Below are 11,283 nucleotides of genomic sequence, written 5' to 3'. Positions count from 1 at the left end.
TGCCCACGTTCACGTGCGGCTTGGTCCGCTCAAATTTCTCTTTTGCCATTTTTCAGCTCCAAAATCAAAATTGCCGAAACACCAGAACAATGCAGGAATATCACTGGTGCCCATGGCGGGAATCGGACCCGCGACCTCTCCCTTACCAAGGGAGTGCTCTACCACTGAGCCACATGGGCAAAGGCACCCGGCGGACCGGATACCCCTGAAAACTCAAACGCCTGTCAAAAACACATCCAACCACCGACAGGACATGGAGCGGGAGACGGGAATCGAACCCGCGTCATCAGCTTGGAAGGCTGGGGTTCTACCATTGAACTACTCCCGCCTGACCCAGCCGGCACCACACGGCACCGACCCTCTGGGCGAAACATCCCATTTACAAACACGTCACATCGATCGCTGGTGGAGGAGGCTGGATTCGAACCAGCGTACGCGTAAGCGGGCAGATTTACAGTCTGCTGCCTTTAACCACTCGGCCACCCCTCCATAGCGCAGCCCGCGATTATGCCATGGATTTGTGGCACTTGGCGCCCGCCCCCTGCTGCCCATTCCGTCACCAGGCAATCGGCGCCCGGCCCCGCCCGGCCAGCCAGGCGTTGGCCTGCCCGAAATGGCCGCAGCCGACGAACGGCACAGGGCCGCGCCGGGCCGACAGTGGCGACGGGTGGTTGGCGCTGAGCACGAGATGGCGCCGGGCGTCGATCAAAGGCGTCTTTTTCTGGGCATGGGCGCCCCAGAGCAGGAACACCTTGGGGTCGCCGGTGTGGCCGCAGTGCTGGATGACGGCGTCGGTCAAGGCCTCCCAGCCCCGGCCGGCATGGCTGGCGGGCTGGCCGTCCTCCACCGTCAGGCCGGTGTTGAGCAGCAGGACGCCCTGCTGGGCCCAGCGCACCAGCGAGCCATCGGCTGGCACAGGCGTGCCCAGATCGCGCTGCAACTCCTGGAACATGTTGCGCAGGCTGGGCGGGATCTTGACGCCGGGCGCCACGGAAAAGGCCAACCCTTCAGCCTGTCCGGGGCCGTGGTAAGGGTCCTGGCCCAGGATGACCACGCGAACCGCCTCGGGGGCACTGAGTTCAAGGGCCCGCAGCGGCCTGGGCGGGTAGACCACCGCCCCCTGCGCCAGCCGCTCGGCCAGGAAGTCCTGCAACCCGCGCCCCGGGGACGAGGCCCAGAAATGGTCCACCAGACCGGCCCAACCCGGCTGCACCGGCCAGTCGGCCGGCTGGGCCGACAGCAGATGGGGGGCCACCGCGGGCCCGTCCCAGTCGAAACCGGCTTGCATCGCCACCTCAGGCGAACAGCTCGGCCAGCGCCAGCCCGGGCTCGGGCGCGCGCATGAAGGCCTCGCCCACCAGGAAGGCGTTGACGCCCGCCGAGCGCATGGTCTGCACGTCGGCGCGGCCCAGGATGCCCGATTCGGTGATCAGCAGGCGGTCGGCCGGCACGTCGGGCAGCATGTCCAGCGTGGTCCGCAGCGTCACCTCGAAGGTGCGCAGGTTGCGGTTGTTGATACCGATCAGGCGGGTCTTGAGCCGCAGCGCGCGCTCCAGTTCGGCGCGGTCGTGCACCTCGACCAGCACGGCCATGTTCAGGCCCAGCGCCACGGCCTCGAGCTCGGCCATGTGGGCGTCGTCCAGGCAGGCGGCGATCAGCAGGATGGCGTCGGCACCCATGGCGCGGGCCTCATAGACCTGGTAGGGGTCGACCATGAAGTCCTTGCGCAGCACGGGCAGGTCGCAGCTGGCGCGGGCCTGCTTGAGGAAATCGGGGCTGCCCTGGAAGAACTGGCGGTCGGTCAGCACCGACAGGCAGGCCGCGCTCACCTGGCCATCGCCTTCGGCGTAGCTTTGCGCGATGTCGGCAGGAATGAAGTCTTCGCGCAACACGCCCTTGCTCGGGCTGGCCTTCTTGACCTCGGCGATCACCGCCGCCTGGCCGGCGGCGATCTTGGCGCGCAGCGCGCCCTCGAAATCGCGCGTGAGCACACGGCTCTCGGCGTCGAAACGCACCGCATCCAGCGGCTTCTTGCGCCGGGCGGCGGCGATTTCCTCGTGCTTGACGGACACGATCTTCTGCAGGATGTCACTCATGACGGTGTTCCAGATCAGGCCACGAAGGCCTTGAGTTGTTCGAGTTTGGCCAGCGCCGCGCCGGAGGCCAGCGTGCGCCGCGCCAGCGCGATGCCCTCGCCCATGTCGGCGACCACGTTGGCCGCGTACAGTGCCACACCGGCGTTGAGCGCCACGATCTCGCTGGCGGCCTTGAAGGCCGGGTCGTCGCGGCCTTCGAGCACCCCCATCAGCATCTGGCGCGAGGCTTCGGGCGTTTCCACCCGCAGCGCGCGGCTGCTGGCCATGGTCATGCCGAAGTCCTCAGGGTGGATTTCGTATTCGGTGATCTCGCCATTCTTGAGTTCGCCGACCAGCGTGGCGGCGCCGAGCGAGACCTCGTCCATGCCGTCGCGCCCATACACCACCACGGCGTGTTCGGCGCCCAGGCGCTGCAGCGCGCGCACCTGGATGCCCACCAGATCAGGGTGGAACACGCCCATGAGGATGTTGGGCGCCGAGGCCGGGTTGGTCAGCGGCCCCAGGATGTTGAAGATGGTCTTGATGCCGAGCTCGCGCCGCACCGGGGCCACGTTCTTCATCGCGGGGTGGTGGTTGGGCGCGAACATGAAGCCCACGCCGACCTGTTCGATGCAGCGAGCGATGGCCTCGGGCGGCAGGTTGATGTTGACGCCCAGGCTCTCCAGCACGTCGGCGCTGCCGCTCTTGCTCGAGACGCTGCGCCCACCGTGTTTGCTCACCCGCGCGCCGGCCGCGGCGGCCACGAACATGGAACAGGTGGAGATGTTGAAGGTGTGCGAGCCGTCGCCGCCGGTGCCCACGATGTCGACCAGGTGGGTCTTGTCGGCCACGTGCACCTTGGTGGAGAACTCGCGCATCACCTGCGCGGCGGCGGTGATCTCGCCGATGGTTTCCTTCTTCACGCGCAGGCCGGTGATGAAGGCGGCCATCATGACCGGCGACATCTCGCCGCTCATGATCAGGCGCATGAGGTGCAGCATCTCGTCGTGGAAGATCTCGCGGTGCTCGATGGTGCGCTGCAGCGCTTCCTGCGGGGTGATCTTGTGTGCGGAGGTGGGTGACATGAAGGTCTCCAAGGGTCTCTTTACGGGGCGGGATGGTCGGTCAAGGCCAGTTTCAGGCCGAAGCCGATGAAGAGCACACCGGCGGCGCGGTCGAGCCAGCGCATGGTGCGGCGCACCAATTGCACGCGGTTCGCGGCCCAGGCCGCGAGCCAGGCGTAGCCCAGGGTCACGGGCAGGGCATTGAAGCTGAACAGCACGCCCAGGGCCAGGAAGGCCAGGGTCTTGTGGCTGGCGCCGGGCGCGATGAACTGCGGCAGGAAGGCCAGGAAGAACAGCGCCACCTTGGGGTTGAGCACGTTGGTGAGGAAGCCACGGCGGAACACGCGGCCCAGATCCGGCTCGGCGGGGGCGGCGTCGGGCGCCCAGCCCGGGGTGGACGCGCGCAGCAGGCGCACGCCCATCCACAGCAGGTAGGCCGAGCCGACGAACTTGACGACCGTGAACGCCATGGCCGAGGCCGCCAGCAGGGCGCCCAGGCCCACGGTGGCGATTGCCACGTGCACGAAGCAGCCCGCGAAGATGCCGAGCGCGGCCACCATGCCGGCGCGCGCGCCGCCGCGCAGCGAGTTGCTCACGATGTAGAGCACGTCCGGGCCGGGCGTGAGGTTGAGCAGCCAGCCGGCCACGATGAAGAGCAGGAGTTGCGGCCAATCGGGCATGGGGCACTTCGGCTCAGTAGACGGCGGTGCCGACGGCCCGCGCGGCGGGCGCGGTGCCGCCCTGCGCGAAGAAGGCCCGGGTGCTGGCGATCGCGCGGTCGATGCCGGCCGTGTCCACATCGAGGTGTGTCACGAAACGCAGCCCGATCAGGCCGGTGGCGAGCACACCATCCTTCGCGAGGTGGGCCAGCAGGTCGGGGCCACGTCCGCCGGCCACGTCGACGAACACGATGTTGGTCTGCGCGGAGCGCACGCTCAAGCCTTCGATGCCGGCCAGGCCCTTGGCCAGGCGCAACGCGAGCGCGTGATCATCGGCCAGGCGGCGCACGTGGTGATCCAGCGCGTGGTGCGCGGCCGCCGCGAGCAAGCCCGACTGGCGCAGCCCGCCGCCGAGCATCTTGCGCCAGCGCAGCGCGCGGCGGATCAGGTCTTCCGAGCCGCACAGGGCCGAACCCACGGGCGCGCCCAGGCCCTTGCTGAAGCAGACCGACACGCTGTCGAAGCGGTCGACGATGCCGCGCACCGCCTGATAAGGGTCGCCACCGGCCGCCACCGCCGCGTTGAACACGCGCGCGCCGTCCAGGTGCACCGCCAGCCCGTGCTCGCGCGCCAACGCTGTGGCACCGTCGAGGTAGTCGGCCGGCATGGGATGGCCGTTCCAGGTGTTCTCCAGGCACAGCAGGCGCGTGCGGGCGAAGTGCGGGTCGTCGGGCTTGATAGCGCCAGCGATGTCGGCCAGCTGCATCTGCCCGCTGGCGTTCTGCGCCAGAGGCTGCGGCTGGATGCTGCCCAGCACCGCCGCGCCACCACCTTCGTAGCGGTAGGTGTGGGCGTTCTGGCCCACCAGGTACTCGTCGCCGCGCTCGCAGTGAGCCAGCATCGCGCACAGGTTGCTCTGCGTGCCGCTGGGCATGAAGAGCGCGGCCTGCTTGCCGGTGATGGCGGCGATGCGCTGCTGCAACGCCTGCACCGAGGGATCGTCGCCAAACACGTCGTCGCCCAGGGGCGCGGCCATCATGGCCTCGCGCATGGCGGCGGTGGGCTGGGTGACGGTGTCGCTGCGCAAGTCGACGGTGGTGTTCATGCGATCCGGCGCCGGGCCGCCCCAAGCCGGATCAGCCCCCTCGGGGGGCAACGACCCGCGCAGCGGTGGAGTGTGGGGGCTCATAGGGATTGCTCCAGGAAGTTCTTGAGCATGGCATGCCCATGCTCGGTGAGGATGCTCTCGGGGTGGAACTGCACGCCTTCGATGGCCAGCGTCTTGTGTTTCACGCCCATGATCTCGCCATCCGGCGTCCAGGCCGTGACCTCGAGGCAATCGGGGCAGCTCGCGCGCTCGATGGCCAGCGAGTGGTAGCGGTTCACGGTGAACTGCTCGGGCAGGTTCGCGAACACGCCCTGGCGCGTGGTGGTGATCGGCGAGGTCTTGCCGTGCATCAGTTCCTGCGCGCGAACGATCTTGCCGCCGAAGGCCGCGCCGATGCTCTGGTGCCCCAGGCACACACCAAGGATGGGCAGCTTGCCCGCGAAGTGCTGGATCGCCGCAACCGAAATGCCCGCCTCGGCGGGCGAACACGGCCCGGGCGAGATCACCAGGCGATCCAGTTGCCCGGCGGCCAGGCGCGCATCGATCTCCTCCAGCGTGATCTCGTCGTTGCGGAACACGCTGACCTCGGCACCGAGTTCGCCGAAGTACTGCACGATGTTGTAGGTGAACGAGTCGTAGTTGTCGACCATGAGCAAGCGGATCGGCTTCATTCCAGGCCCTCCTCGACCAGTTCGGCGGCGCGCAGCAGTGCGCGCGCCTTGTGTTCGGTTTCCCTCCATTCCATCTCGGGCACCGAATCGGCCACCACGCCGGCCGCGGCCTGCACGTAGAGCGTCTGGTCCTTGATGATGCCGGTGCGGATCGCGATGGCCACGTCCATGTCGCCGGCGTAGCTCAGGTAGCCGCAGGCGCCGCCGTAGATGCCGCGCTTGGTCGGCTCGAGCTGGTCGATCAGCTCCATGGCGTGCACCTTGGGCGCGCCGGTGAGCGTGCCGGCCGGAAAGGTGGCCTTGAGCACGTCCATGCTGCCCACAGGCTGGCCGTCCGGCCCCTCCACCAGGATGCCCTCGACGTTGCTCACGATGTGCATCACGTGGCTGTAACGCTCGACCGCGAAGGCCTCGGTCACCTTCACGGTGCCGGTCCTGGCAATGCGGCCGATGTCGTTGCGCGCCAGGTCGATCAGCATCACATGCTCGGCGCGTTCCTTGGGGTCGTTGACCAGTTCGGTCTCGGTGGCCTTGTCCAGCTCCGGCGTGGCGCCGCGCGGGCGCGTGCCGGCCAGCGGGCGGATGGTGATCTTCTGGCCCTCGGGCGTGTGCTCCTGGCGCACCAGGATTTCCGGCGAAGCCCCCACCACGTGGAAATCCCCGAAGTGGTAGTAATACATATAGGGCGACGGGTTGAGCGAGCGCAGCGCGCGGTACAGGCTCAGTGGCGACTCGGTGTAGCGCTTCTTGATGCGCTGGCCCACCTGCACCTGCATGAAATCACCGGCGGCGATGAGTTCCTTGGCGCGCTCCACCGCCGCGAGGTAGTCGGCCTTGGCGAAGTCGCGCTCGGCCGGGTAGCTCTGACTGGGCTTGACCACCGGCGCGCTCACCGAGTACTTCAGCGCCTCGCGCAGTTCGCGCAGCCGCTTCTTGGCGTTGGCATACGCCTCGGGCTGGGCCGGATCGGCGTAGACGATGAGGTAGAGCTTGCCCGAGAGGTTGTCGATCACCGCCAGCTCTTCGCACTGCAGCAGCAGGATGTCGGGGCAGCCCAGCGTGTCGGGCGGGCAGCTCTTCTCCAGCTTCTTCTCGATGTGGCGCACCGCGTCGTAGCCGAAGTAGCCGGCCAGGCCGCCGCAGAAGCGCGGCAGGCCGGGGCGCAGAGCGACCTTGAAGCGCTTCTGGTAGGCGGCGATGAAGTCCAGCGGGTTGCCGTGCGCGGTCTCGATGACAGCGCCGTCGCGCACCACCTCGGTCTTGGCCTGGGCGCCGAAGCCGCTGGCGCGCAGCAGGGTGCGCGCGGGCAGGCCGATGAAACTGTAGCGCCCGAAGCGCTCGCCGCCCACCACCGATTCGAGCAGGAAGCTGTGCTTGCCATCACCGCGCCCGTGCGCGAGCTTGAGGTAGAGCGAGAGCGGGGTTTCGAGGTCGGCGAAGGCCTCGGCCATCAGCGGGATGCGGTTGTAGCCCTGCTGGGCCAGGCTCTTGAATTCGAGTTCCGTGATCATGTTCGTTCTTTCCATCGGCCACACGCCGGGTCATCGTCGACGCATCGGGTGGGGCTGGGGTCCATGCCATCCGGCGAAACATCCGCCGGGTTCGGGGTGGGGTGACAGTGGCGGCGTGGAACGCGCGCGGACTGTGCAAACCCCGGGGGAAGGTGCACGTTTACGCTGGCTTGCGCCAGGGCCAGGCTCCCCGGCCATTGCGGCTCGGCAGACCACCTGAAAAGGATGTGCGTGGGTTGAACATGGAAGGCGCAGTGTAGCAAAGCGCCATGACCGTGTCCCACATCACGCGCCCAAGCTTTGGTTCTACGGCCAAACCCTGATGCCCGGCGCAGGCTCGACAAGGACAATTCCGACGAAACGAACGGGTGTTCGTTTTTTTGCGCGCCATCGACCGCCCCTCATCCGGACACACCCCATGAAAACACCGTTGATGCCCACCCTCGCCCTGGTCTTTGCCCTGCTCGGCATGGGTGCGGCGCAGGCCGCCACCGTCGACCTCGCCGGCGTGAAGCTCGAAGACCGCGCCACCGTGGCCGGCAGCCCGCTGGTGCTCAACGGCGCCGGCATCCGCTACAAGGCGGTGTTCAAGGTCTACACCGCCGGCCTGTACCTCGGGGAGAAGGCGAGCACCCCCGAGGCCGTGCTCGCGACCAAGGGCCCCAAGCGCATCAGCATCACCATGCTGCGCGACATCGACTCGGCCGAGCTGGGCAAGCTGTTCTCGCGCGGCATGGAAGACAACATGGACCGCAGCGCCTTCTCCAAGCTCATCCCGGGCGTGCTGCGCATGAGCCAGGTGTTCAGCGACCACAAGAAGCTGCAGGCCGGCGACAACTTCCTGGTGGACTGGGTGCCCGGCACCGGCGCCGTGCTCACCATCAAGGGCAAGGTGGAGGGAGAGCCGTTCAAGGAGCCCGAGTTCTACGATGCCCTGCTGCGCATCTGGCTGGGCCCCAAACCGGCCGACCACCTGCTCAAGGACGCCCTGCTGGGCAAGCCTGCACGCTGACCCGTCCGCGCGACGCGCGGCCCCCATGCGCCGCCGAACGGGCGGTCCGGCCCGCCAGAATGCGGGTCATCCCCTCTACGCCCCATTCACCATGATCCGTCGCAACCTGATGGCCGCCCTGGCCGCCGCCCTTTTGCCCGTCACCGGCCTGCCCCAGGACAGCGGCGACATCGTGGTGGCACAGATCGGGCCTTTCACCGTGCTGCCCGCGCCGGACCCCAAGGAGCTCAACGAAGGCATCACCGCCGCGCTGGACGAGATCAACGGCCGCGGCGGCGTCCAGGGCCGGCGCATCTCGCTCGTCAAGCTGGACGACACCTACACCTTCGACGGTTTCCGCCAGCAGCTGGGCACGGTGATGGCGCAAAAGCCGGTGGCGCTGCTGACGCCACTGGGCTCCGCCACGCTCAAAGGCCTGCTCGACAGCAAACTGCTCGACACCACCGACATCGTGATCCTCAACGCGGTGCCGGGCGCCAGCGTGCTGCGCTCGCCGGGGCACCCCAAGCTGTTCCACATCCGCGCGGGCGACGAGCAGCAGATCCACAAGATCGTGACGCACGCGCGCACGCTGAGCATCCGCTCCATGGGCGTGCTGCACCAGAACATCCCGATCGGCTCCTCGGGCCTGGCCTCGGCGCGCAGCGCAGCCGCCGAGCTCGGCGGCATCGAGATCGTGGAGGCGCAATCCGCCACCGACGCCGCGGCGCTCGCGCAGGCGGCCAAGACCCTGGCCGCCGCCAACCCGCAGTCGGCCCTGGTGGTGGGCGCGCCCAAGTTCTCGGGCGAGGCCATTGCCGCGCTGCGGGCAGCGGGCGTCTCGCAGCAGATCTTCAGCCTGTCCTACCTGCCCGCACCGGCGCTGATGAAATTCGCGGGCAACGGCGCGCGCGGCGTGGGCCTGTCCCAGACCTTCCCCAACCCCATGGGCGCGGCGCTCCCGCTGCAGCGCGATTTCCGCGCCGCGATGCGCAAGGTGCACCCCACGCTGACGGACTACACCACCTTCCACATGGAGGGCTACATCACCGCCCGGGTGTTCGCCGAAGCCGCCAAGCGCAGCCGCAGCCTCAATCCCTCGGGCATCGCGCAGTCGCTGCGCGCCATGGGCGAGGTCGACCTCGGCGGTTTCCGCGTCAACTTCGCCAAGAGCAACCTGGGCAGCAACTGGGTGGACATCGGTGTGGTGTCCGGCGACGGCAAGCTGCTTTACTGATCGACCTCAGGCCCCGGCCTGCAGCAAGCCGGGCAAGCCGTCGAGGCGGTCCACGAAGGCATCGGCATCGACCCCGCGCACCGGTTCGCCGTGGTTGTAGCCGTAGGTCACCAGCACGACCGGGCAGCCGGCCGCTCGCGCGGCCAGCGCATCGTTCTGCGAATCGCCCACCATCAGCGTCTGCGCTGGCTCCATGCCCAGGGCTTCACAGGTCTTGAGCAGCGGCAGCGGGTCGGGCTTGGTGCGCTCGAAGCTGTCGCCGCCGAACACGTGGGCAAAGAAGTCCGCCAGGCCCTTGGCTTGCAGCAGCGGGCGCGCGAAGTTCAGCGGCTTGTTGGTCAGGCAGGCCAGCGGCAGGCCCCGCTCGCGCAGCGCCGCGAGGCCCTCGACGACACCGGGGTAGACCGCGCTGTGCTGGCCGTTGATGGCCAGGTAGTGCGCCTGGTAGCGCGTCCAGGCCTCGGGCTGCACGCGAGCGGCCTCGTCGGCACCGAGCCCGCCGTGCAGCAGCGCCGAGCGGATCAGGTGCGCCGAACCCTTGCCCACCATGCGCTCGATGTCGGCGCGGGCGACGACCGGGCGGCCGAGGTCCTTGAGGGTTTCATTCAGGGCGACGTCGAAGTCGCCCAGGGTGTCGACCATGGTGCCGTCAAGGTCGACGATCAAGGCCCCCACGCTCCACCGCTGTGCGGGTCGCTGCCCCCCGAGGGGGCTGGCCGGGCTTGGGAGCGGCCCTGCGCCCAGCCGGGCGTCTGCGCTGCTTCTCATTGGAGCGCCGCGCGCATCTGGTCGATCACGGCCTTGTAGTCCGGCTTGCCGAAGATCGCGCTGCCGGCCACGAAGGTATCGGCCCCTGCGTCGGCCACGCGGCGGATGTTGTCGGCCTTGATGCCGCCGTCCACCTCCAGCCGGATGTCCTTGCCGCTGGCCTCGATGCGCCGGCGCGCGTCCTCGATCTTGCGCAGTGCGGAATCGATGAAGCTCTGGCCGCCGAAGCCCGGGTTCACGCTCATGATCAGGATCAGGTCGATGTCGTCGATCAGCCAGTCCAGCACGTCCAGCGGCGCGCCGGGGTTGAAGGTCAGCCCGGCCTTGGCGCCCTTGGCCTTGATGGCCTGCACGCTTCGGTGCACGTGGGTGCTTGCATCGGGGTGGAAGCTCACCAGGTCGGCGCCGGCATCGATGAAGGCCCCGGCCAACGCGTCCACCGGCTGGATCATCAGGTGCACGTCGATCGGCACCGGCGTGCCGTCGGGCTTCTTCGCGTGCGGCTTGAGCGCCTGGCAGATCATGGGCCCGAAGGTCAGGTTGGGCACGTAGTGGTTGTCCATCACGTCGAAGTGGATCCAGTCGGCGCCGGCGGCGATGACGTTCTTCACCTCGTCGCCCAGGCGGGCGAAATCGGCGGACAGGATGGAGGGGGCGATGCGGTGCTGGATGGGAAGCTGGGACATGGGCAACCTGGCTGGTGGGGAATGGGTGGGCGCGGGATCGGACCAAAGACCCCATTCTCGCAGGGCCACCGCGTTGATGCAGGCGCGCGGTAACATGCCGCCCATGCCGAAATACCTGTTCACCTGCGAGGTCGAACCCCAGTTCCTGAGCGAACAGTCGTCGCCCGACGAAGACGTGTACGCCTTCGCGTACACCATCACCATCACCAACGCGGGCGAGGTGCCGGCACAGCTGATCGCGCGCCACTGGATCATCGACGACGCGCGCGGGCAGACCGAGCAGGTCAAGGGCCTGGGCGTGGTCGGGCACCAGCCCCTGCTGCGGCCCGGCGAATCCTTCCAGTACACCAGCGGCACGCGCCTGGCCACGCCCACGGGCACCATGCGCGGCAGCTTTTTCTGCGTGGCCGAAGACGGCGAGCGTTTCGAGGCCGAGGTGGCCGAGTTCGCGCTGCGCGCCCCGGGTTCGGGCGACGCCCCGGCACGGGTGCTGCACTGAAACCCGGCGCCCCG

Annotated in this window: 12 protein-coding genes and 3 tRNA genes; 3 read left to right on the top strand and 12 right to left on the bottom strand. The window is 68.4% G+C overall.

Going from position 1 to position 11,283, the window contains the following annotated elements; translation table 11 throughout:
• Positions 1–104: 104 nt before the first annotated feature.
• From ACODTB_RS19215 to trpE, 10 genes are all read right to left on the bottom strand, one after another.
• A tRNA-Thr gene (locus ACODTB_RS19215) sits at positions 105–179 on the bottom strand.
• A 75-nt stretch (positions 180–254) separates the two neighbouring features.
• Positions 255–328 (bottom strand) — tRNA-Gly (locus ACODTB_RS19210).
• 75 nt (positions 329–403) lie between these two features.
• Positions 404–489, bottom strand: a tRNA-Tyr gene (locus tag ACODTB_RS19205).
• Positions 490–556: 67 nt separating this feature from the next.
• Positions 557–1,288, bottom strand: a complete 732-nt coding sequence (locus tag ACODTB_RS19200) for a uracil-DNA glycosylase (protein ID WP_488929639.1) — start codon at positions 1,286–1,288, stop codon at positions 557–559.
• A 7-nt stretch (positions 1,289–1,295) separates the two neighbouring features.
• Entirely contained in the window at positions 1,296–2,096 is an 801-nt protein-coding gene (trpC, locus tag ACODTB_RS19195) for an indole-3-glycerol phosphate synthase TrpC (RefSeq protein ID WP_488929638.1), read from the bottom strand.
• Positions 2,097–2,110: 14 nt separating this feature from the next.
• Positions 2,111–3,160, bottom strand: a complete 1,050-nt coding sequence (gene trpD, locus ACODTB_RS19190) for an anthranilate phosphoribosyltransferase (protein ID WP_488929637.1) — start codon at positions 3,158–3,160, stop codon at positions 2,111–2,113.
• A 20-nt stretch (positions 3,161–3,180) separates the two neighbouring features.
• On the bottom strand, positions 3,181–3,819 hold the full coding sequence (locus ACODTB_RS19185) for a LysE family translocator (RefSeq protein WP_488929636.1): 639 nt from the start codon (positions 3,817–3,819) through the stop codon (positions 3,181–3,183).
• A gap of 13 nt (positions 3,820–3,832) precedes the next feature.
• Positions 3,833–4,903, bottom strand: a complete 1,071-nt coding sequence (gene ltaE / locus ACODTB_RS19180) for a low-specificity L-threonine aldolase (protein ID WP_488929635.1) — start codon at positions 4,901–4,903, stop codon at positions 3,833–3,835.
• 80 nt (positions 4,904–4,983) lie between these two features.
• Positions 4,984–5,577 carry an aminodeoxychorismate/anthranilate synthase component II gene (locus tag ACODTB_RS19175; protein WP_488929634.1) on the bottom strand — a complete coding sequence of 198 codons (594 nt, stop codon included), beginning with the start codon at positions 5,575–5,577 and terminating at the stop codon, positions 4,984–4,986.
• Entirely contained in the window at positions 5,574–7,088 is a 1,515-nt protein-coding gene (trpE, locus tag ACODTB_RS19170; protein ID WP_488929633.1) for an anthranilate synthase component I, read from the bottom strand. The genes ACODTB_RS19175 and trpE overlap by 4 nt, the downstream gene beginning before the upstream one ends.
• A 418-nt stretch (positions 7,089–7,506) precedes the next feature.
• On the opposite strand from trpE, the gene ACODTB_RS19165 reads away from it, so the two are divergent.
• On the top strand, positions 7,507–8,100 hold the full coding sequence (locus ACODTB_RS19165; protein WP_382162686.1) for a chalcone isomerase family protein: 594 nt from the start codon (positions 7,507–7,509) through the stop codon (positions 8,098–8,100).
• Between the two features lie 91 nt (positions 8,101–8,191).
• Positions 8,192–9,316, top strand: coding sequence for an ABC transporter substrate-binding protein (locus ACODTB_RS19160; RefSeq protein WP_291121880.1), 1,125 nt, complete (start codon positions 8,192–8,194; stop codon positions 9,314–9,316).
• Positions 9,317–9,322: 6 nt separating this feature from the next.
• Here the strand turns inward: ACODTB_RS19160 and gph are convergent, their stop codons facing one another.
• Positions 9,323–9,958 (bottom strand): phosphoglycolate phosphatase, encoded by a 636-nt coding sequence (gene gph / locus ACODTB_RS19155; RefSeq protein WP_291121881.1) that lies wholly within the window; start codon positions 9,956–9,958, stop codon positions 9,323–9,325.
• A gap of 122 nt (positions 9,959–10,080) precedes the next feature.
• Positions 10,081–10,770, bottom strand: a complete 690-nt coding sequence (gene rpe / locus ACODTB_RS19150; RefSeq protein ID WP_488929632.1) for a ribulose-phosphate 3-epimerase — start codon at positions 10,768–10,770, stop codon at positions 10,081–10,083.
• A 103-nt stretch (positions 10,771–10,873) separates the two neighbouring features.
• On the opposite strand from rpe, the gene apaG reads away from it, so the two are divergent.
• A complete protein-coding gene (gene apaG / locus ACODTB_RS19145; protein WP_291117488.1) occupies positions 10,874–11,269 on the top strand; it encodes a Co2+/Mg2+ efflux protein ApaG in 396 nt (131 codons plus the stop codon).
• Positions 11,270–11,283: the final 14 nt, after the last annotated feature.

The organism is Hydrogenophaga sp. FG152 (assembly GCF_057809615.1).
Note: the sequence above shows the minus strand (reverse complement) of the source record. Positions and strands in the feature narration are given on the sequence as shown.

What these genes read in the sequence shown, in the direction of transcription:
- ACODTB_RS19200 (WP_488929639.1), bottom strand. Translation starts at nt 1,288, where the DNA reads ATGCAAGCCGGTTTCGACTGGGACGGGCCCGCGGTGGCCCCCCATCTG.
- trpC (WP_488929638.1), bottom strand. Translation starts at nt 2,096, where the DNA reads ATGAGTGACATCCTGCAGAAGATCGTGTCCGTCAAGCACGAGGAAATC.
- trpD (WP_488929637.1), bottom strand. Translation starts at nt 3,160, where the DNA reads ATGTCACCCACCTCCGCACACAAGATCACCCCGCAGGAAGCGCTGCAG.
- ACODTB_RS19185 (WP_488929636.1), bottom strand. Translation starts at nt 3,819, where the DNA reads ATGCCCGATTGGCCGCAACTCCTGCTCTTCATCGTGGCCGGCTGGCTG.
- ltaE (WP_488929635.1), bottom strand. Translation starts at nt 4,903, where the DNA reads ATGAACACCACCGTCGACTTGCGCAGCGACACCGTCACCCAGCCCACC.
- ACODTB_RS19175 (WP_488929634.1), bottom strand. Translation starts at nt 5,577, where the DNA reads ATGAAGCCGATCCGCTTGCTCATGGTCGACAACTACGACTCGTTCACC.
- trpE (WP_488929633.1), bottom strand. Translation starts at nt 7,088, where the DNA reads ATGATCACGGAACTCGAATTCAAGAGCCTGGCCCAGCAGGGCTACAAC.
- ACODTB_RS19165 (WP_382162686.1), top strand. Translation starts at nt 7,507, where the DNA reads ATGAAAACACCGTTGATGCCCACCCTCGCCCTGGTCTTTGCCCTGCTC.
- ACODTB_RS19160 (WP_291121880.1), top strand. Translation starts at nt 8,192, where the DNA reads ATGATCCGTCGCAACCTGATGGCCGCCCTGGCCGCCGCCCTTTTGCCC.
- gph (WP_291121881.1), bottom strand. Translation starts at nt 9,958, where the DNA reads ATGGTCGACACCCTGGGCGACTTCGACGTCGCCCTGAATGAAACCCTC.
- rpe (WP_488929632.1), bottom strand. Translation starts at nt 10,770, where the DNA reads ATGTCCCAGCTTCCCATCCAGCACCGCATCGCCCCCTCCATCCTGTCC.
- apaG (WP_291117488.1), top strand. Translation starts at nt 10,874, where the DNA reads ATGCCGAAATACCTGTTCACCTGCGAGGTCGAACCCCAGTTCCTGAGC.